This is a genomic window from Streptomyces lydicus (genome assembly GCF_004125265.1).
GTDB classification, from domain to species: Bacteria; Actinomycetota; Actinomycetes; order Streptomycetales; family Streptomycetaceae; genus Streptomyces; species Streptomyces lydicus_C.
In genome coordinates, this window is record NZ_RDTE01000003.1 from 7,582,388 (window position 1) to 7,602,191 (window position 19,804).

General features: G+C 70.8%; 20 protein-coding genes. 10 read left to right on the plus strand and 10 right to left on the minus strand.

Annotated features, from left to right (window positions below):
* Positions 1 to 582: 582 nt before the first annotated feature.
* The 5 genes from D9V36_RS35950 (at position 583) to D9V36_RS35970 (ending at position 6,137) form a co-directional block, all read left to right on the plus strand.
* Entirely contained in the window at positions 583 to 1,191 is a 609-nt protein-coding gene (locus tag D9V36_RS35950; RefSeq protein ID WP_241721171.1) for a hypothetical protein, read from the plus strand.
* Between the two features lie 220 nt (positions 1,192 to 1,411).
* The gene (locus D9V36_RS35955) at positions 1,412 to 2,308 is read left to right on the plus strand and encodes a DUF3761 domain-containing protein (protein WP_241721172.1); all 897 of its coding nucleotides are present in this window, start codon (positions 1,412 to 1,414) and stop codon (positions 2,306 to 2,308) included.
* 186 nt (positions 2,309 to 2,494) lie between these two features.
* Positions 2,495 to 3,010 carry a hypothetical protein gene (locus D9V36_RS35960; RefSeq protein ID WP_129297446.1) on the plus strand — a complete coding sequence of 172 codons (516 nt, stop codon included), beginning with the start codon at positions 2,495 to 2,497 and terminating at the stop codon, positions 3,008 to 3,010.
* A 378-nt stretch (positions 3,011 to 3,388) separates the two neighbouring features.
* Complete coding sequence (locus tag D9V36_RS35965; RefSeq protein ID WP_129297447.1) at positions 3,389 to 5,608, plus strand: NADP-dependent isocitrate dehydrogenase; 2,220 nt, start codon at positions 3,389 to 3,391, stop codon at positions 5,606 to 5,608.
* A gap of 130 nt (positions 5,609 to 5,738) precedes the next feature.
* The gene (locus D9V36_RS35970) at positions 5,739 to 6,137 is read left to right on the plus strand and encodes a VOC family protein (protein WP_129297448.1); all 399 of its coding nucleotides are present in this window, start codon (positions 5,739 to 5,741) and stop codon (positions 6,135 to 6,137) included.
* A 32-nt stretch (positions 6,138 to 6,169) separates the two neighbouring features.
* On the opposite strand, the gene D9V36_RS35975 is transcribed toward D9V36_RS35970, so the two are convergent.
* The 5 genes from D9V36_RS35975 to D9V36_RS35995 all read right to left on the minus strand — a co-directional run bounded on the left by D9V36_RS35975 (position 6,170) and on the right by D9V36_RS35995 (position 10,037).
* Positions 6,170 to 6,868, minus strand: coding sequence for an HAD family hydrolase (locus D9V36_RS35975; protein WP_129297449.1), 699 nt, complete (start codon positions 6,866 to 6,868; stop codon positions 6,170 to 6,172).
* Between the two features lie 5 nt (positions 6,869 to 6,873).
* Complete coding sequence (locus tag D9V36_RS35980) at positions 6,874 to 7,608, minus strand: phosphatase PAP2 family protein (protein ID WP_129297450.1); 735 nt, start codon at positions 7,606 to 7,608, stop codon at positions 6,874 to 6,876.
* Positions 7,609 to 7,737: 129 nt separating this feature from the next.
* Complete coding sequence (locus tag D9V36_RS35985) at positions 7,738 to 8,673, minus strand: M56 family metallopeptidase (protein WP_129297451.1); 936 nt, start codon at positions 8,671 to 8,673, stop codon at positions 7,738 to 7,740.
* A gap of 254 nt (positions 8,674 to 8,927) precedes the next feature.
* Positions 8,928 to 9,536 (minus strand): DUF5134 domain-containing protein, encoded by a 609-nt coding sequence (locus tag D9V36_RS35990; RefSeq protein ID WP_129297452.1) that lies wholly within the window; start codon positions 9,534 to 9,536, stop codon positions 8,928 to 8,930.
* A gap of 114 nt (positions 9,537 to 9,650) precedes the next feature.
* Positions 9,651 to 10,037 carry a VOC family protein gene (locus D9V36_RS35995; protein ID WP_129297453.1) on the minus strand — a complete coding sequence of 129 codons (387 nt, stop codon included), beginning with the start codon at positions 10,035 to 10,037 and terminating at the stop codon, positions 9,651 to 9,653.
* Between the two features lie 165 nt (positions 10,038 to 10,202).
* On the opposite strand from D9V36_RS35995, the gene D9V36_RS36000 reads away from it, so the two are divergent.
* Positions 10,203 to 10,736 carry a GNAT family N-acetyltransferase gene (locus tag D9V36_RS36000; RefSeq protein ID WP_129297454.1) on the plus strand — a complete coding sequence of 178 codons (534 nt, stop codon included), beginning with the start codon at positions 10,203 to 10,205 and terminating at the stop codon, positions 10,734 to 10,736.
* A gap of 13 nt (positions 10,737 to 10,749) precedes the next feature.
* Here D9V36_RS36000 and D9V36_RS36005 read toward each other — a convergent pair whose 3' ends face one another.
* Positions 10,750 to 11,391, minus strand: a complete 642-nt coding sequence (locus D9V36_RS36005; protein ID WP_129297455.1) for a TetR family transcriptional regulator — start codon at positions 11,389 to 11,391, stop codon at positions 10,750 to 10,752.
* A gap of 47 nt (positions 11,392 to 11,438) precedes the next feature.
* On the opposite strand from D9V36_RS36005, the gene D9V36_RS36010 reads away from it, so the two are divergent.
* Positions 11,439 to 12,377 carry an oxidoreductase gene (locus D9V36_RS36010; RefSeq protein ID WP_129297456.1) on the plus strand — a complete coding sequence of 313 codons (939 nt, stop codon included), beginning with the start codon at positions 11,439 to 11,441 and terminating at the stop codon, positions 12,375 to 12,377.
* Between the two features lie 48 nt (positions 12,378 to 12,425).
* Here the strand turns inward: D9V36_RS36010 and D9V36_RS36015 are convergent, their stop codons facing one another.
* From D9V36_RS36015 to D9V36_RS36030, 4 genes are all read right to left on the minus strand, one after another.
* Positions 12,426 to 13,274 carry an amino acid ABC transporter ATP-binding protein gene (locus D9V36_RS36015; RefSeq protein ID WP_277753538.1) on the minus strand — a complete coding sequence of 283 codons (849 nt, stop codon included), beginning with the start codon at positions 13,272 to 13,274 and terminating at the stop codon, positions 12,426 to 12,428.
* Positions 13,271 to 14,155: an amino acid ABC transporter permease gene (locus tag D9V36_RS36020; protein ID WP_129297457.1), complete on the minus strand. Its 885-nt coding sequence runs from the start codon at positions 14,153 to 14,155 to the stop codon at positions 13,271 to 13,273. Before D9V36_RS36020 ends, D9V36_RS36015 begins: the two co-directional genes overlap by 4 nt.
* Positions 14,156 to 14,169: 14 nt before the next feature.
* Positions 14,170 to 15,051 (minus strand): ABC transporter substrate-binding protein, encoded by an 882-nt coding sequence (locus tag D9V36_RS36025; RefSeq protein WP_129297458.1) that lies wholly within the window; start codon positions 15,049 to 15,051, stop codon positions 14,170 to 14,172.
* 250 nt (positions 15,052 to 15,301) lie between these two features.
* Positions 15,302 to 15,985 carry a glycerophosphodiester phosphodiesterase gene (locus D9V36_RS36030; RefSeq protein WP_129297459.1) on the minus strand — a complete coding sequence of 228 codons (684 nt, stop codon included), beginning with the start codon at positions 15,983 to 15,985 and terminating at the stop codon, positions 15,302 to 15,304.
* Between the two features lie 491 nt (positions 15,986 to 16,476).
* Between D9V36_RS36030 and D9V36_RS36035 the strand changes: the two genes are divergently transcribed.
* The 3 genes from D9V36_RS36035 to D9V36_RS36045 are packed head-to-tail and all read left to right on the plus strand — an operon-like array spanning position 16,477 to position 19,762.
* Positions 16,477 to 17,874 (plus strand): DUF6421 family protein, encoded by a 1,398-nt coding sequence (locus D9V36_RS36035; RefSeq protein WP_129297460.1) that lies wholly within the window; start codon positions 16,477 to 16,479, stop codon positions 17,872 to 17,874.
* Positions 17,871 to 18,695 (plus strand): SDR family NAD(P)-dependent oxidoreductase, encoded by an 825-nt coding sequence (locus tag D9V36_RS36040; RefSeq protein ID WP_129297461.1) that lies wholly within the window; start codon positions 17,871 to 17,873, stop codon positions 18,693 to 18,695. Before D9V36_RS36035 ends, D9V36_RS36040 begins: the two co-directional genes overlap by 4 nt.
* Positions 18,692 to 19,762, plus strand: coding sequence for a threonine aldolase family protein (locus tag D9V36_RS36045; protein WP_431357772.1), 1,071 nt, complete (start codon positions 18,692 to 18,694; stop codon positions 19,760 to 19,762). Before D9V36_RS36040 ends, D9V36_RS36045 begins: the two co-directional genes overlap by 4 nt.
* The last annotated feature ends 42 nt before the right edge of the window (positions 19,763 to 19,804 follow it).

Below are 19,804 nucleotides of genomic sequence, written 5' to 3' on the forward strand. Positions count from 1 at the left end.
TCCGCCGCGATGGACGCCGACGTAGGGGGGAGCGCGCCGTGCTGGGCGAACGGCCGGGGCGGCGGCGAGGGCGCGGGGCGGACCGACGACGATGCAGGTCGGGGCGGTGTCGCACCGGTCCGTGCCGCGGTGCCGTCTCGTCCGTAGGCGAAAGCCCGCGGCGAGCTTGAGGGGCCATCACCGGAATCACCGGAATCTCCTGTACGTGGGGGTACATGGGCCTGTGCAAGCCGGCTGTCAACTTCGGTCATGAAGTGCTGACTTGAGAAAGAAGACTATTCACTGATGCGCGGTGGCGCACATTCCTTTGGTGATAAAGGTCATGCGAGGAGCGCCCGGAGAGGCGCGGTGGGGGCGCGGTGGGATGGTGCGCGCCCCGTGGCGCCTCGGGTGCTCGGTCGGTTGGACCGGCATACGGCGAACGGGTCCCCGGAGCATCGGCCCGCCGGTGTGCCGGACGGTACAGCTGCGGAGCAGCCAACCCCTTTTGGTCACGACATCATCACAGGTTCTTCACTTCATCTATTTCGATGTTCAACCACTCGCTACTCTCCCGGTTCCAGACACCTTGGGGGGATCGTGATGAATCAGCAGTATCCGGACCAGCCCGGACAGCAGCCGCCGATGCCGGTCGGCATGTACGCACCGCCGCCACCCCCGAAGAAGAGGAGTGCCGCCGCAAAGATCGGCATCGGATGCGGCGGCGCCTTCGGTGCACTCGTCCTGATCGGGATCGTCGCCGCCGCGCTGGGCGGCAGCGACGCCACCACCCGGGCCGACGAGCCCGCGAAGCCCGGCAAGACCGCCGCCCCGGCGAAGGGGCAGGCGAAGGAGGACGCCAAGGCGGCCGGGGTCAAGCCGAAGGGGAAGTCGGAGGAGAAGCCGAAGGAGAAGCCCGAGGCGGCCCCCGAGTCACCGGCCGACCGGTTCAAGGCCTTCGTCGTGCAGCACGGAAGCGCCAACGAGAAGGCCGCCATCGCGCACGTCACCAAAGTCCAGGGCGCCGAAGAGCAGAACGACATCCTCGACTCGGTCGACATCTACACCGACTTCACCGGCGGGCTGCTGGGCCCCCACCAGAGCGAAGGCAAGCTGATCGCCTCCGCCTTCGCCGACTGGAAGACGTCCAGGAACGGCCTGGTCACCATCTACGACGCCAAGGGCGAGATGCTCGCCAACGGCAACTTCTGACCGGCCCGAAGCGGCAGGAGGCCTCGTCGCGGCCGAAGAGCGACGGGGCCTAGCCGTCCGGCGCGGGGTCGGCTTCGCGTGTACCTCGCTTCACGCCGGCAGCACTCGCCGCATCGCTCGCTCCACCACTTGCCTCTCCGGTTTCAGCCGGGCGGCGGCTCGCGACCGCGGGCAGGGCCATGCGCACAGGAGAGTGCGCAGCTGCAAGGCAGGGGGCCAAATGACGGGAAATCAGGGGCCGATGTCGCCGGAGGACAAGAAGAACGCCCGGCTCGGCTGCGCGGTCATCGCGGTCTTCGTGCTGCTCGTGGGCGGGTGCGTCAACCTGATGGACGGCGACGACGAGACGAAGTCGTCCGCCGCCACGTCCGTCTCCGACGCAGCCGGCAGCGGGTCCGACGCGTCCGGCAGCGGGTCCGACGCGTCCGACGGCGAGGGTGACACCCTCATGGTGCCGGACTACACCGGCCGGAATCTGCAGGAAGCGCAGGACGCGGCGCAGCGCAGGGGTATCTCCCTGCTCAAGAGCCGGGATCTGTCCGCGCGCAATCGACTGCAGGTGTGGGACCGCAACTGGCAGGTCTGTGATCAGGAGCCGGCTGCCGGGTCGGTCATGCACGACACCGAAACGCTGACGTTCGACGTCGTCAAGGCCGATGAGAGCTGCGACGATCCTGACGCCACGGATTCCACGAGCGACGCCGGCGCATCCGAGCCCACGGATGAACCGACCGACGCCGAGGAAACCGCCACTGCCGAGGGTTCCGCCGCGACGGATGGTTCGGTGTCCTCCGGTGGTTCGGTGTCCTCCGGCGGTTCCACGTCCAGTGGGTCCACATCCGGTGGTTCCACGTCCGGTGGTTCGGCGTCCGGCGGTTCCACGTCCTCCAGCGGTTCCGGCACGGACGGGGGCGGTTCCTCCGGCGGTGCCGGCTCCTCCGGAGGGACGGGCTCCGAGGGCGGCAGTAGTTCCACGAGCGGCGGCGGAGGGCAGCAGGCTCCGGCGGGCGCCTCCGCGCAATGCAATGACGGGACGTACAGCTACAGCGCGCACCGGCGAGGTACCTGCAGCCACCACCACGGGGTCGCCGTCTGGCTGCGGAGCCTTCCGGCCTGACGGCAGCCGGCGCAGGGTGGTCGGCACCAGAGTGGCCGGGCCGCGGGCGGTCCGGGCCGGATGCGGTCCGGACCAGCGGCGATGGCGGGTGAGCGGTGTGCGGCATGTGCGGCCATCCGGCCGTACAACCTTCGACGGCGATGGGCGGTCTTCACGTCACCAGCACAGAGGAATGGGGGATCGTGCATGTCGCACTCGCAGCAGCCCGCGCCCTTCGGTCAGCAGCCCCTCCTGTACGCCATCCCGTACGTGCCGCCGCCATCTGTACCTCCGCCATCCGCGCCGTCGTCGTCCGCGCAGCCGCCGAAGGGCCCGCACTCGGCACTCAGGCTCGCCGTAGGCGTGGCCTGTGCGCTCCTCGTCCTCGGGCTCGCCGCCGTTGTCGGAAACGGCGGCAACGCCACCAAGAAGGCCCGGACCAAGCCCGCCCCCACCGTCACGGGCGCCGTCACGGCCGATCCGGCCAAGACCGCGAATCCGGCCAAGGCCGCGAATCCGGCCAAGACCGCCAAGGCCGAGTGGACTGCCGGCCCCGTCCCCTCCGATACCCCGCGGTGCCACTGGACGCTCGCCAAGGGCGCCGGCAGCGAGCCGACCGGCACCATCGCCCGGGGCACATCCCGGGGCCCGGCCCGCGTCACCGTCAACCAGGGGGAGACCTTCGAGACCCACGGCTGCAAGGAGTGGACACAGGCCCGGTGACCGGCCGCCGCTGCCCAGGGCGAGATCTCGCCGTGGACCGGCCGATACCGGTCGATCATGCACCGCGACAGTGCCGCACGGCCCGGCCCGCCACCTCCCCGGAGCGCCGGAAACGGACCGGGCACCCCTGGAATGGACCAGGGCAGCCCGGGGAGAGGCCGGGACAGCCCCGGGAACAGCCCAGGACAGCCCCCGAACGCCCCAGACCGGCCCTCGACCACAGCGGCCGCCCCGCCCGCCCCGGCAGTGATTTCGCCCGTCGGGTCCGATCGGAGCCCATTCCTCCGCTCTTGCCCGGGGCGGGGTCCTGTCGAGAGGGGGCCGGTCACGAGATATCTTGATGTCGAGCAATGTTGCAGACGTGGAGTGGAGCACCCGGTGACTGACTCGACCATCTTCTACACCCACACTGACGAGGCCCCGGCCCTGGCGACGTATTCGTTCTTGCCTGTGATCCAGGCATACGCGTCGACGGCCGGCGTCAGCGTGGAGACCCGTGACATCTCTCTGGCCGGGCGCATCATCGCAAGCTTCCCCGAGCGCCTGGAGGAGGGGCAGCGCATCGAGGACGCCCTCGCCGAGCTCGGCCGGCTGGCCAAGACTCCCGGCGCGAACATCATCAAGCTGCCGAACATCTCGGCCTCGATCCCGCAGCTCAAGGCCGCGGTCGCCGAGCTGCAGGAGCAGGGCTACGCGCTGCCCGACTACCCGGACGACCCGAAGACCGACGAGGAGCGGGACATCCGCGCCCGTTACGACAAGATCAAGGGCAGCGCCGTCAACCCCGTCCTGCGCGAGGGCAACTCGGACCGCCGGGCGCCCGCGTCGGTCAAGAACTACGCCAAGGCCAACCCGCACCGCATGGGCGCCTGGACGGGCGACTCGAAGACGAACGTCGCCACCATGGGCGTCGACGACTTCCGCTCCACCGAGAAGTCCGCGGTCATCGACCGCGACGGCTCGCTGCGCATCGAGCTGTCGGGCGACGACGGCTCCACCACCGTCCTGCGTGAGTCGGTACCGGTCCTCGCGGGCGAGGTCGTCGACGCCTCCGTGATGCGGGTGGCCGCGCTGCGCGAGTTCCTGACGGCGCAGGTCGCCCGCGCCAAGGCCGAGGGCGTGCTGTTCTCGGTGCACCTGAAGGCCACCATGATGAAGGTCTCCGACCCGATCATCTTCGGCCACGTGGTCCGCGCCTTCTTCCCGAAGACGTTCGCCCAGTACGGCGAGTCGCTCGCGGCCGCCGGCCTGACCCCGAACGACGGCCTCGGCGGCATCTACAAGGGCCTGGAGTCGCTGGCCGACGGCGCGGAGATCAAGGCGTCCTTCGACGCCGAGCTCGCCGAGGGCCCGGAGCTCGCCATGGTCGACTCCGACCGCGGCATCTCCAACCTGCACGTGCCGAGCGACGTCATCGTCGACGCCTCGATGCCGGCCATGATCCGCACCTCCGGCCACATGTGGGGCCCGGACGGCGCGGAGGCCGACACCCTCGCGGTCCTCCCCGACAGCAGCTACGCCGGCATCTACCAGGCCGTCATCGACGACTGCCGGGCGAACGGCGCCTACGACCCGTCGACGATGGGTTCGGTGCCGAACGTCGGCCTGATGGCGCAGAAGGCCGAGGAGTACGGCAGCCACGACAAGACCTTCGAGATCCCGGTCACCGGTACCGTCCGGGTCCTCGACGAGAACGGCAACGCGGTTCTGGAGCAGGTCGTCGGCGCCGGCGACATCTTCCGTATGTGCCAGACCAAGGACGCGCCGATCCGTGACTGGGTCAAGCTCGCCGTCACCCGCGCCCGCGCCACCGGCGACCCGGCGGTGTTCTGGTTGGACGAGGGCCGTGCGCACGACGCGCAGCTGATCGCCAAGGTCAAGGCCTACCTCCCCGAGCACGACACCGAGGGCCTGCGGATCGAGATCATGTCGCCGGTCGACGCGATCACGTTCTCCCTCGACCGCATCCGCCGCGGCGAGGACACGATCTCGGTCACCGGCAATGTGCTGCGTGACTACCTGACCGACCTCTTCCCGATCCTGGAGCTGGGCACCAGCGCGAAGATGCTCTCGGTCGTCCCGCTCATGAACGGCGGCGGGCTGTTCGAGACCGGTGCCGGCGGCTCCGCGCCCAAGCACGTCCAGCAGCTGGTCAAGGAGAACTACCTGCGCTGGGACAGCCTGGGCGAGTTCCTGGCGCTCGCGGTCAGCTTCGAGCACCTGGCGCAGACCACGGGCAACGCGCGCGCCCAGGTGCTCGCCGACACCCTCGACCGCGCCACCGGCACCTTCCTCAGCGAGAACAAGTCGCCCAGCCGCAAGCTGGGCGGCATCGACAACCGCGGCAGCCACTTCTACCTCGCGCTCTACTGGGCGCAGGAGCTGGCGAAGCAGACCGACGACACTCAGCTCGCGGAGGCGTTCGCGGCACTCGCCAAGACGCTGACCGAGCAGGAGCAGACCATCGTCGACGAGCTGGTCGCGGTGCAGGGTTCGCCGGCCGACATCGGCGGCTACTACCAGCCCGTCGTGGCGAAGGCCGATGCGGTCATGCGTCCGTCGAAGACCCTCAACCAGGCGCTGGCCGGCCTCAGCTGACCCGACAGCTGCGTATGCCCCTTCCGCCCCGGCCGGTATCCCACCGGCCGGGGCGGTGCCGTCTCCGGCGGCGGCCCGGGACGGGGTAGCGTCACGGTGCACGGTCCGCACTTCCCGCACGGGGGTATCGATGGAACTTGCCCAAATCCGCCTGCTCGTCTCGGACTTCCGCGGCTGCTACCGCTTCTACCGGGACACCCTCGGGCTCACCCCGCAGTTTGCGGCCCCGGACGGGCCGTATGCCAAGTTCACCTGCGACGACGGCACCGCGGGCATCGCGCTTCAGGAGCGCGCCCAGATGGCCCGGGTCCTCGGCGAACTGGCGGGCGCGCCGGACGGCTACCGGTCCCTGGTCGTCCTCCGGGTCGACGACCTCGACGGCTACTGCGCGGAACTGACCGGCCGCGGCGCCGTCCTCGCGCAAGGCCCGGCGCCGATGACGGACCGGATGCGGGTCGCCCACCTCAAGGACCCCGACGGGAACCTCGTCGAGCTCCAGGAATGGCTGACGCTGCGGTCCACCGGCTGACCGCCGCGCCCCGCCCGCCCGGTGCCCGGCGCTCAGCCCACGAGGTCCAGCACCGGCCGCAGCCCGTCCGGGCGCCGGTCCACCGGCAGATGGTCCACCGGCAGGAACGAGCAGCCCAGCGCCGTGGCGGCGCCGTCGGCCACGCGGTCGTCGCCGACCATCAGGACGGCTGTTGGTTGGAGCCCCAACTCCCGGCAGCCGAGGGCGAAGAGCCGGTGGTCCGGCTTCTGGATGCCGTGCTCGTAGGACAGCACCCAGCCGTCGACATAGCCGTCCAGGCCGTGGGCGCGCAGCACCGGCCGCAGATCCCAGCCGATGTTGCTCAGTACGCCGATACGGATACCGCGCCGGTGCAGCTCCGCCAGCACCTCGGCGGCGTCGGGGTACGGCTGCCAGGCCTCCGCGGTCCTGGAGCGGTCGTAGAGTGCGTCGTACAACTCAGGCTCGGGGAGCGGGACTTGGCGGGCCAGCCCGGTGAACAGCGCCCGGTGGTAGCGGGGTTCGCGGTCGCGGACCTCCCACAGGCCGGCCAGTTCGGCGGGGACCTCCGCGGGCGGGGAGCCGCCGGGGAGCGCACCGGCCCGTTCCAGTGCGGCCGCCGCGCGGGCGGTCTCGGCCTCGTCCATGGCCGTGCCGCAAGCGGTGAGCGCCGCACGCAGCCATGACTCGGCGGACTCGATACGCAGCAGAGTTCCGGAGAAGTCGAACAGCACACCCTTGATCGTCGTCATGACCGTCATTCTGCCCGCGGCGCGGCGCCGGGCACCCGTGTCCGGGACGCGTGGACGCCGTACACCGCCACGGATCCGGCCACCAGGGCCCCGCCCAGCAGCCAGCCTCCGACGACATCCGACAGCCAGTGCACGCCCAGATACAGCCGGGTGAAGGAGACCCCGACGACCGAGACCGTGACCACCGCCCGGGCCGACCGGCGCCACAGCGGACGCGCCCCGGCCAGCCGCAGCAGCCACAGCACGAGGGCACCCGCGACCAGCGCGGACAGCGCATGCCCGGAGGGGAACGCCGCGTAGTCCGCGGAGGCCACCGGGTCCGGCCAGGCGGGGCGGTCCCTGCCGACCAGCGCCTTCGTCACCTGCTGCAGCCCCGTACCGGTGAGCGCGGTGGCCGCCACCCAGAGGGCGAGCCGGCCCTCGCCGCGCCGTACGAGCAGCCCGACCGCCACCGCGAGCACCGCGCGCATCGTCCACGGGTCCCAGATCCAGTCGCTGAACACCCGGACGATCCGGGTTGCGCCGGGCGCGGTCACGGCCGTCCGGTGCAGTGTGCCGGCGAGGGCCGTGTCCAGGGACATCAACGGGCCCCAGTGCGCCACGACGAGGGTGAGCAGCAGGCCGAAGAGGAGCGTGCACAGCACGGCGAAGGAGAGGCAGGGGAGGAGCGGGGCGGAGGCTTGGGGGCTGTCGTCGTCCACGGCGGACGTACGGGCGGTGGGGAGCGGCGTCGACGGCATGGGGCGATCCTCGCCCATGACCCGCGCCCAGGGCGAGGACCGCCCTGGGCTCCAGCCCCTGGCCCGCGCCCAGGGCGAGGATCACGCCCTGGCCCGTGGCCGGCGGTACCCCGGACGAGGAGCCTCGCCCTACGTCAGCGCCCTCAGGCCCGGGACGAAGGTGATCAGCAGCGGCACGGCCGGCACCAGCGCCGCCACCGCCGTCATCCGGAGCCGGCGGCCGGGGGTGAAGCGGGGAGCGGGGGACAGCAGCCGGTCCACCCGCTGGGGTACCTGCGCGAGTTGTGTCGGGCAGGGGCCGAACACCCCACGGTCCTCGTTGAGTTCGACCAGGGCCAGGGCGATCGTCCGCCGTCCGAAGCGGCGCGAGGCCACATCGTCGGCGGCCAGTTCGACCAGCCGGTGCACCTGATCGCGGAACGCGGCGAAGACCGGGATCTGCGGAAAGCCGACGGCGAGCGCGGAGGCGCTGTACAGCAGGAGATCGTGCCGGGCCCGTGCATGGCCCTGCTCATGGGCGATCAGCGCATCGAGCTGACGCCCCTTCAGACGTCGCAACGCCGAGGTGGTGATGACCAGTTGGGGGGAGGAGTGCTGCAGCCACCAGGCCTCCGGGCGGTCACCCTCCAGGACGACCAGACGCTCCTGGAGGGGTTCCTCGCCGGGCAGCAGCGGTGCGCGGCGCAGGAGTTCGGCCCGGCGCTGCCGACGGCGGGCGCGCGCCGCGCTGACCTCGCGGGTCAGGGTGACGGCCGTCCAGGCGCCGCCGCCGGCCAGAAGCAGGGCCAATACCCCGGCCCACGGCCCGTACCCCTGGAGCGCATACGCCTCGACGACCACCCGGGGGGCGAAGCCGAACACCGGGCCGCGGACGGCTTCCCAGGCGGCGGCCGCGCTCAGCGACATCGCGAGCACACAGCACAGCAGGACACCGGCCACCACGCACTGCCACACCCACAGGGCGAGCACCGGTTCCCGGTCGGGCCAGTCGGAGCGGGCCATCAGGCGCGGCGCCATTGCCGCGGCCAGCACGCCGAGAATCTTCAGCGCGAGAGGGACCATCATGGCGTCAGCCTATGAGCGTGCGGCTACTCGTAGGTACAGCCAGACCTGGGATGTGACCCATGCCACGTGCGTCACGGGTGTGAACCACGCACCCCTGCGCCCCCGTGCCCCCTCGCGCACTGACGCCCCGCAACCGTCCGCGGAAGTCCTACCCGAACCGAACGCGGAAGCCGGACGCGGAAGCCGAACGTGGAAGCCGAGCGCGGAAGCCGAGCGCGGAAGCCGTATGCGAGAGAGCTGCCACGGCCCCGCACTCACAGCGTCAGCAGCATCGCCAGCATCCCGATGCCCATCGCCACCCGGCAGGCCCGCAGCACCCCGGGCGGCCCGGCGTCCGCCGGCACCAGCCGGACCCCGGCAGCGATCACGTACACCGTGTAGTAGGCGAGCAACAGGCCGGTCAGCAGCGGCACCCCGCCCGGCCCGGCATGATCCATCGCACCCATCGCGCCCATGGGCTCCTCCCGCCCCATCGAGCCCATCGACCCCATGGCGCCCATCGAGCTCATCGACCCGGTCCGGCCCGCCGCTCCCGCCGCGTTCATCGGATCCGACGGCACGACCATCGCGAGTGCCATGTACACCATGGCGAACGTGCCCACCGCATGATGCAGATGCCGCCGTGCCAGTGCCCAGACCCCGGCCGCCGCGAAGGCCGCGGTGAACATCCAGGGCGACCACCGGGGCTGCGTCACGGCCGAAGCGGGCAGCGCCATCGCCGCCATGCCCAGAGCCATCAGGCCCTCGCCGCGGGCATCCCCGCGGTACGCGTCAGGACCGGTACGCGCCCGGACGAGGCAGTACGCGGCGGCCGCGGCACACAGCACCACCAGCAGCCAGCCGACCAACGGCGGTGCGTGCACGGCCCACCTCCCCGAGTACCGCCTGTCGCACGGATCGGGTGCAGAATGCCCGGCCGGGCTCCGGCACACGGGAGCGCACGGACGCACCGAGGGGGAGCGCGCGGCCTCCCGGACTCAGGGCCGGTAGCGCAGCGGATGGTCCGCCGGAACCTCCGTCAGCACGATCCGGTGGCCGTCCGGGTCGGCGATCCACATCTCGACGAGCCCCCACGGCTCCTTCACGGGCGGCCGCAGGACCTCCACCCCGTGCGCCAGGAGCTCCTGGTGCGCCGCCGCCGCGTCCGCCACCTGGAGCCACAGCTGGAGGGTCTCGGTGGCCGGAGCGGTGGCGCGGCCGGAGACTTCCAGGAAGCCACCGCCGAGGAAGTAGACCGTTCCGCGCTCGGGTCCCGTACCGAATTCCCGGTAGATCTCCAGCCCCAGCGCCGTGCCGTAGAACGCCCGCGACCGCTCGGGGTCGGACGGCCGCAACAGCACCCTGCTGCTCAATACGTGCACCATGGCAGGACCCTACGCCGCCGGAGGCGCGCCACCGGGACGCTGCGGCCGCAAGGTCATGACGAGCTACGACCGCAAGGCCATGACGAATGGCCCTGACATCACGCCCGTGCCGCTTGTTAGCCTCCGCTCAGCCCTTCGTCCGGCCCCGAGAGGACTGCGCACACCATGCCCACCAGCGAGCTGACCTTCCGTACCGCCCACGACGCGGATATCCCCGGGCTCGTCGACCTCATCGAGTCGGCGTACCGCGGGGACGCGAGCCGGGCCGGCTGGACGACGGAGGCGGACCTGCTGGGCGGACAGCGCACCGACCCGGAGGGCGTCGCCGCCGTGGTGCGGGGCGAGAGCGGCCGGCTGCTCATCGCCGAACGGGATGCCACCCTGATCGCCTGCTGCCAGCTCGAACACCGCGGGGACCATGTGTACTTCGGGATGTTCGCGGTGCGCCCGGAACTCCAGGGCGGCGGCCTCGGCAAGGTGATCCTCGCGGAGGCCGAGCGGACCGCCCGGGACCTGTGGGGCACCGGCGAGATGCGGATGACCGTCATCCGGCAGCGCGACGAGCTGATCGCCTGGTACGAGCGCCGCGGCTACCGGCGTACCGGGCAGCTCACCCCGTTCCCGTACGGCGATGAGCGGTTCGGCATTCCGCAGCGCGCCGACCTGGAGTTCGAGCTGCTGGTCAAGCCGCTCGCCTAGGAGGCGTCTCCCTCTAGACGACCGCGTCCAACCCCGGTCCGACGACGGCGAAGGCCCGGTCGATCAGTGCGGCCGGGTCTTGGGCGCCGTCGCTGTCGCTCCACCGTTGCAGCACGGCGTCGAAGGCGCTGAGCGCCATCCCGGCGGCCAGACGCGGGTACAGATCGGTCTCGGGTGTCAGCCCCAGGCGGTGCGCCAACGCGGCGGTCAGGTCGTCGCGCCACTGTGCCTGGCGCTCCAGGAAGCGTGCGTTCAGGGCGGGGGTACGCAGAATCAGCTGGACCACTCGCAGTGCCCGCTCGGAGTGGTCGGCGCAGGCGGCGAGGGGGGCCGAGACGGCGTGCCGCAGCGCCGCGGAGGGCGGCTCCTCGACGGGGCGGGCCGCCAGCTCCGCGTGCATGCCGGTGCCCAGGTCGGCCAGGAACCGCACAACCACGTCTTCCTTGGACGCGAAGTACCGGAAGAAGGTGCGCTTGGAGACGCCGGCCGTGGCCACGATCTCGTCGACCGTTACCGCCTCGAATCCCTTCTGCGCCAGCAGTTGCAGCGCCGCTTCGGTGAGTTCGTCCGAGACGAGCTGACGTTTGCGCTGGGCCAGGGTGAGGTCAGATCGGGGATTCACCGGGCCATCGTAGCGCGATGCCGCGTGTGGCATTCAGTAGCGCGTTGACACCGAGTGCCATGCGCGGCATTCTATGCCGCATGACACAGAAGCAGCGCTGGACTGCCGAGCGGATCCCGGACCAGACCGAGCGGGTATTCGTCGTGACCGGGGCCAACAGTGGTCTGGGCCTCGCGACCACCCGGGAACTCGCCCGGCACGGCGGGCATGTGATCCTTGCGGTGCGCGACGAGGGGAAGGGCCACCGGGCGGCCGCGGAGATCACCGCCGAGCAGCCGGGCGCCCGTCTTGAGGTACGCCACCTCGACCTGGCCGATCTCGAATCGGTGCGAGCCTTCGCCGGTCAGTTGCGCACCGACCATCCGCGGCTGGACGTGCTCGTCAACAACGCCGGTGTGATGGCGCCGCCCCGCTCGCTGAGTGCACAGGGCCACGAGGTGCAGTTCGGCTGCAACCACCTCGGCCACTTCGCGCTCACCGGGCTGCTGCTCGACGCACTGGCCGCCGGGCGCGACCCCCGCGTGGTCACGGTGAGTTCGGTCAACCACCGCAAGGGCCGCATCCGCTTCGAGGACCTCTCCGGCGAGCGCAGGTACTCGCCCATGGCCTTCTACAACCAGTCGAAGTTCGCCAATGCCGTCTTCGGACGGGAACTCCACCGGCGGCTGACCGAGGCCAACAGCCCCGTGCGCAGCGTGCTCTCCCATCCCGGCTACACCGCCACCAACCTCCAGGTGAGCGCGCCGGTCGGCCTGTGGCGGGTGGTGTTCGGCCGCATCGGCAATCCGCTGTTCGCCCAGCCCCCGTCCCACGGTGCGTTGCCGCAGCTGTACGCCGCGACCGCCCCGAGTGTGGAGGGCGGGGACTTCATCGGACCGGACGGCCTGGCCGAGCTGCGCGGCGGACCGACGCGGGTGGAGTTGTCCTCCGCAGCTGCCGACCCCGAGACCGGTCGTCGGCTGTGGGAGGTGTCGGAACGGCTGACCGACGTGCGGTTCGCGTTCCCGGCCCCGGTCTGACGGTTCGCCGACGGGCGTTGGCGGAGCTACCGGGCCGGCCGGCGCCGCTCACAGCCGTCCCGCCTCGATGATCCGCCGCAGGAACTGCCGGGTGCGGTCCTGCTGCGGGTCCCCGAAGACCTGCTCCGGCGTCCCGCGTTCCACCACCACCCCGCCGTCCAGGAAGCACACCTGGTCGGCGACCTCCCGCGCGAAGCCCATCTCATGGGTGGCGATGACCATGGTCATGCCCTCCTCCTTGAGATCGCGGACCACGCCGAGCACTTCCCCGACCAGCTCGGGGTCGAGCGCCGCGGTGATCTCGTCGAGCAGCAGCAGCCGGGGCCGCCCGGCCAGCGCCCGGACGATCGCGACCCGCTGCTGCTGACCGCCGCTGAGCCGGTCCGGGTACTCCCCGGCCCGCCCTCCGAGCCCGAGCCGGTCCAGCAGTTCACGGGCCCGTGCCTCCGCCTCGGCGCGCGGTACCCCGTGCACCCGGCGGGGCGCCAGCGTGATGTTGTCCAGCACGGTCATGTGCGGGAAGAGGTTGTAGGCCTGGAAGACCACGCCGATCCGGCGGCGCACCGCGTCCACGTCCGCCCGCGGATCGGTGATCTCCGCGCCGTCCAGGAAGATCGCCCCGTCGTCGATCTCCTCCAGCAGATTCGCGCAGCGCAGCAGCGTGGACTTGCCCGACCCCGAGGCGCCGATCAGCGCCGTCACGGTGTGCGGCGGGACCGCCAGATCCACGTCCCGCAGCACGACCGTGCCGCGCCCGTACGTCTTGCGCACGGACTCCAGCCGCAGCACCGGACCGCCGCCGGGCGCCGCCTTCCCTGCAGTCTCGGCGGCCGTCTCACCGACCGTCTCACCGGCTTTCCCGTCGGCCGGCCGCGGGGCGTCGTCCGTCGTGCTCATACGAGTCCTCCCTGGGCGCGCCTGCGGTCCATGCGGGCCGTGACCCAGTCCGTGCACCGCGTCATGGGGATCGTCAGCGCCACGAAAACGAGCCCGGCCACGACATACGGAGTGAAGTTGAAGTCCTTGCCGGCGATGATCTGTGCCGCGTAGACGGCATCCACCGCACCCGCGATGGACACCAGACCGGTGTCCTTCTGCAGCGAGACCAGATCGTTCAGCAGTGGCGGCACCACCCGCCGTACCGCCTGCGGCAGCACCACGAAGCGCAGCGCCTGGCCGCTGGACAGTCCCAGCGACCGGGCTGCGGCCCGCTGTGAGGGGTGCACCGATTCGATGCCCGCCCGGAAGACCTCGGCGACATAGGCCGAGTACGTCAGCACCAGCGCGGAGCCGCCGAGCAGCACGGGATCGGTGGTCACGCCCTGCAGCCGCAGCGCCGGCACCCCGAAGACCACCATCAGCAGACAGATGATCAGCGGCAGTCCGCGGAAGAAGTCGGTGTACGCGGCGGCCAGGGCACGCAGGGGGAAGAACACCGGGCCGCGCAGGGTCCGGGCCACCGCCAGCAGCAGCCCGAGCACCAGCACTGCCGCTCCGCACACCACCAGCAGCCGCAGATTCAGCAGCAGCCCCTCCAGCACCTTCGGCAGCGCCTTGGCGGCGTACTCGGTGCTGAAGAACGTCTCCCGGGTCCGCGGCCAGCCGGGGGAGCGGGTGATGACGAAGTAGAGGACGGCCGCGGTGACCAGGGTGCTCAGCGCGGCGACGGCGGTGGCGCGCCGCGTCCTGGTCCGCCGGAAGCGCTCCCGCTCGATCCGCCGCTGAGAGGGCACATACCCGTCGTCGGCACCGGCCCGTGCCGTCAGCAGTTTCGACACACCTTCTCCGTACGTCACTTGAGCACCGGCACGGATACGGCGTCGGTCAGCCACTTCTTCTCCAGCGCGGCGAGGGTGCCGTCCTTGCGCAGTGCGTCGACCGCGGCCGTCACACACCCGGTGATCCGGCTCTCCTTGTCCAGGACCAGGCCGAACTGCTCCTTCCCGGCGCCGGTGGCCGCGAACTGCCCGACCACCTCGGCGTCCTTCACCTCCGCCGAGGTGATGTAGAAGGCCGTCGGCAGATCGGTGAGGACCGCGTCCACCTGGCCGTTCTTCAGCGCGGACTTGGCGAGGTCGTTCTTCTGGAAGACGGCGGGCTGCTGATCCGGCCGGACGGTGTCATTGACGACGTCCAGGCTGGTGCTGCCGACCTGCGCACCGAGCTTGAGATGACGGAGGTCGGCGATGCTCTTGGCGTGCGCGGCCCGGGATCCCTTGAGCGCGATGACCGCCTGGCGCACGTCGTAGTAGCCCGAGGAGAAGGCGACGGCCCGTTTGCGTGCCGGACTGATGGAGATCTGGTTGACGTCGAAGTCGAACTTCTTCTGGCCGGGCGCGAAGGCGTTGGCGAACGGCACGGTCTGCCAGCGCACCGCGCCCTTGCCGTAGCCCAGTTGGCGGGCGACGGCATAGGCGACGGCCGATTCGAAGCCCTTGCCGCTGGCCGGGTCGTCGTCCTGGAACCAGGGTGCGTAGGCGGGCTTGTCGGTGCCGACCGTGAGCTTGCCGTCCGCCACGGTGGCCAGTTTGCCGCGGTCACAGCTCTGTTTGCCCTGCCCGGCGGCCCCGGGACCACCGGGGGACTCGTCCTGCGGGGCACAGCCGACGGCCGCGGCGAGCAGCGCGACGGCGGCGCAAGCGGCAAGGCGGAGGGGGCGGTTGGCAAGGCGCATGGCGGGAGAGTGGCAGGGCACGAGGCCATCTGTCGAGATCACCGGGAAAACGTCCGCATCGTGGACGTGCATGGCGGCGCTGTGAACTGCGCATTTCCCGGTTTCCGGGGTGGGGCCCGAAGAGCTCGAAGGGCCCGAGGGCTCGGTACGCCCCACCCGGCTCGCCACGACTTGTGCCGGTTCACGGCGTGAATCCGTGCCGCCTCACGCCGTGAACCCGCACCGCCTCATGCCCTGAATCCGTACTGCCTCACGCCGTGAAGCGGACCGCCCGCCGGATCTCCGGCTGGTCGGTCACCACACCGTCCAGACCGAGCCCGCGCGCCAGGCGCAGCTGATCGTGCGTGTTGACCGTCCAGCCCACCACCTTCAACTGCGCGGCATGCGCCCGCTCGACCAGTTCCAGGGTGAGCCGGCGGATGTTCAGCGAGAGCATCGTCGCGCCGACGGCCTGCGCACGGTCGACCACGTCCGCGCCGTACCGGCTGCCGACCAGCGCGGTCCGCACGCCGGGCAGCAGGGTCCGGATCGCGGCCAGCGCCTCGTCGTGGAAGGAGATCACATCGACCCGGCCGACCAGATCGCGCGACCGCATCACCTCGGCCAGCGCCTGCGCGGCCGCCACGTCCTTGATCTCGGCCTGCAACGGCGCCTTGACCGCCTCGACGACCTCCTCGAAGACGGGGATGCGCTCGCCCCGGCCGGCATCGAGTTCGCGGAGTTCGGCGAGGGTGCGCTCGGCGATCGGGCCGGCGCCGTCGGTGGTCCGGTCCACATCCGCGTCGTGCATCACCACGAGCGCGCCGTCCTTGCTCAGATGCAGATCGAGTTCGATGACGTCGAGGCCCTCGTGCTCGGCGCGCACGAAGGACCGCAGAGTGTTCTCCGGCTCCACGCCCATCATCCCGCGGTGTCCGATGGTGAGAAAGGACAAGGCTGCCTCGCTTCTGTCGGCTCGGTGCTGGTGTCGGCTCCGTACCCGTGCCGACCGTCGGGTGTCGGCAACGGCGCTACGAAATGGCGCACAGCCTAACGGGACCGACCGGCGGAAATCGGGCTGCCGGACCGGACCGCGGTGTGTCCAGTACGGGTACCCGCCATATCCGGCTTCAGACCGCCTCACCCTCGCGTGGGCGAGTCCGTGCAGCGCTGACGGTGCGCCGTCGACCGGACCGGTCCGCGGCGTTCCCCGGTCGTATGGCATATGCCACACGACCAGGAGGTTTCCCTGCCGTCGAAGAGCCGGAGGAACCGCCGAAACCCTTGGCATTACTGGGAGGAAGTGCCGTCCAGGCCACTGGTGACAGGAAAAAGACGCGCGAGTGCGGGGTGTCGACAGAATAATTTTCAACGACTCCCCTTGAGCGGGCCATCCTCGGCTGGTTACCGTGTTCTGACAACACGATCTATCGCCGGAGGGCAGTCATGACGGAAATTCTTTCGCCTGTGGGTGTCCGGGAGGCCACCGCGACCGCGGAGAGCGTGGTCGCGCACCCGGCGTGGCCCGTGCTCAAGGACGCGGTCGAGACCATCCGTCCCTGGCAGTCCAAGGACGGCTCCATAGACCTGGAGGCGGAGGGCGCGCCCACCGCCGAGGCCGTCCGTGCGGAGGTCGACAAGATGGCCGCGGCCGTCGGGGAGCTCGCCCCGCTGCTGCCGCACAACGCCGCCTACCACCAGGCCCTCGCCGCCGACCTGCGCCGCTGGGCCGACGGCGGCTTCGAAGTGCCGGACTTCCTGGACTCCCTCCTCGCCTTCCAGCCCGCCCGCCAGCGCGCCGACGGCCTCCAGCACCTCGTGCTGTTCCCCATGTACACCCAGAACGGCAACCCGGACCGCAACTTCGAGGCCGTCGTCCTGCGCATGGTCTGGCCGGACTGGCTCGCCGAGCTGGAGCGCACCCGCTACGACAACGCCCTCTTCTGCGGCATCGCCTTCGAGGACTTCACGGCCGGCTACGACACCAACTCCGCGGTGCTCTTCCCGGAGACCATCGCCGTGCGCGAGGCCCCCGAGCGGTTCAGCTGGGGCGGGATCTTCTGCGACCGCGAGGCCGCCCGCTTCCGCCGGGTCAGCGAGGCCGCCATCGAGACGCTGGGCGTCGAACTCCCCGCGGACATCCGCGAGATGCTGGCCGACCAGGAGCGCTGCCAGGAGGCCTTCGTCCTGTGGGACATGGTGCACGACCGCACCCACAGCCACGGTGACCTGCCGTTCGACCCGTTCATGATCAAGCAGCGCCAGCCGTTCTGGATGTACGGCCTGGAGGAGCTGCGCTGCGACCTCACCGCCTTCAAGGAGGCCGTAAAGCTGGAGGCCGAGGGGTACTCCCAGGCCCGCGATGTGCAGTTCGCCGTGATCTTCGACCGGATGTTCCGGTTCCCCGTCACCGGCGACCGGGTCCGCAACTACGACGGCCTCGGCGGCCAGCTGCTCTTCGCGTACCTGCACAAGCACGACGTCGTACGCTGGACGGACAACACACTGCACATCGACTGGGAGCGCGCGCCCAAGGTCACCAACCAGTTGTGCGGCGAGATCGAAAAGCTCTACCGCGACGGCATCGACCGGCCCAAGCTGGTCCACTGGTTCGCCGCGTACGACCTCGTCTCGACCTACCTCGCGCCGCACCCGGGCTCGGTCTGGGCCAAGGGTCCCGATGCCCTCGACCTCGACCAGCCGCCGCGCAAACTCGTGGACGACGTGCTCCCCGACGAGTTCCCGCTGAGCATGTTCTACGAGGCGCTCGCCAAGAAGCTGCGCACTGTGATCGCATCCACCAAGGGCATCACGGCCCACAGCGATGAATTGGCGGCGGCATGACGAACGACCGGAACACCCGGCCGAAGGCCGTCCAGGAGCAGGACGAGGAGGCGACGGAGATGGTTACTTCGACGGGCGGCCAGGGGCCGCTGGAGGGTGCGGTCATCGCGGTGGCGGGAGCGGCCGGACCGGCCGGTCGCGCGACCCTGCTGCGACTGGCCGAAGCGGGTGCGGTGGTGGTCGGCTCGGACTCGAACCCCGAGCGGCTGGCGGAGGCCGTGGACGCGGCCCGCTACGCCCACGGCGGCGCCACGGTGATCGGGGACACCGTCGACCTCCTCGACCTCGACCAGACCCGCGAATGGGCGGCTCGAACGGAGAAGGAATTCGGCCGGATCGACGGCCTGGTGCACCTCGTCGGCGGCTGGCGCGGCTCCTCCACCTTCGCGGAGACCGACCTGGCCGACTGGGACATGCTGCACAAGCTGCTGGTCCGCACCGTCCAGCACACCTCGCTCGCCTTCCACGAAGCCCTCGAACGCAGCGGCAACGGCCGCTTCCTCCTCACCAGCGCGGCCGGCGCAAGCAAGCCCACCGGGGGCAACGCCGCCTACGCCGCCTCCAAGGCCGCCGCCGAGGCCTGGACGCTCGCCATGGCGGACGGCTTCCGCAAGTCGGGGGGTGAGACGGGACCGCGCGCCGCGGCTGCGATCCTGATCGTGAAGGCGCTCGTCAACGACCAGATGCGCGCCGAGCGACCGAACGCCAAGTTCGCGGGCTTCACGGATGTCACGGAGCTGGCCGAGGCCATCGCCGGGGTCTGGAGCCGGCCCGCCCAGGAAGTGAATGGACAGCGTCTGTGGCTGACCCCCGAGCCGTGACCGGAGCGAAGACCGACGCCCGGCGGCATCACGACCCCGAGATACGCGGCTTCGCCAGCGACAACTACGCCGGTGCGCACCCCGAGGTGCTCGCCGCGCTCGCCCTTGCCAACGGCGGCCATCAGGTCGCCTACGGCGAGGACGAGTACACCGAGCACCTGCAGCGGGTCTTCCGCAGCCACTTCGGGCAGCGCGCCGAGGCGTTCCCGGTGTTCAACGGCACCGGCGCCAATGTCGTCGCCCTGCAGGCCGTGACCGACCGCTGGGGGGCGGTGATCGCCGCCGAGTCCGCGCACATCCATGTCGACGAGTGCGGCGCACCCGAGCGGATCGGCGGGCTCAAGCTGCTCACCGTGCCCACCGAGGACGGCAAGCTCACCCCTGAGCTGATCGACCGCGAGGCGTACGGCTGGGACGACGAGCACCGCGCCATGCCGCAGGTCGTCTCGATCACCCAGAGCACGGAGCTCGGCACGGTCTACACGCCCGACGAGATCCGGGCGATCTGTGACCACGCGCATGAGCGCAACATGGTGGTGCACCTCGACGGTTCGCGGATCGCCAATGCCGCGGCGACGCTCGATGTCCCGATGCGGGCGTTCACCAACGCCGTGGGCGTCGACATCCTCTCCTTCGGCGGCACGAAGAACGGTGCCGTCTTCGGCGAGGCCGTGGTCGTGCTCAACCCCGACCGGGTGCGCGCCATGAAGCATCTGCGCAAGCTGTCCATGCAGCTGGCCTCCAAGATGCGCTTCGTCTCCGTCCAACTGGAGGCGCTGCTCGCCAAGGATCTGTGGCTGCGCAACGCCCGGCACGCCAACACCATGGCGCAGCGGCTGGCGGCCGGGGTACGGGGGATCGACGGGGTGGAGATCCTTTACCCCGTGCAGTCCAACGGCGTGTTCGCCCGGCTGCCGCACGACGTGAGCGAGCGGCTGCAGAAGCGCTACCGCTTCTACTTCTGGGACGAAGCGGCCGGTGTGGTGCGCTGGATGTGTGCGTTCGACACCGCCGAGGAGGACGTCGACGGCTTCCTCGCCGCACTCCGCGAGGAGATGGGCCGCTAGCTCCCGCATCACCTCAGCATGAATAGCTATGCGTCCAGCCGA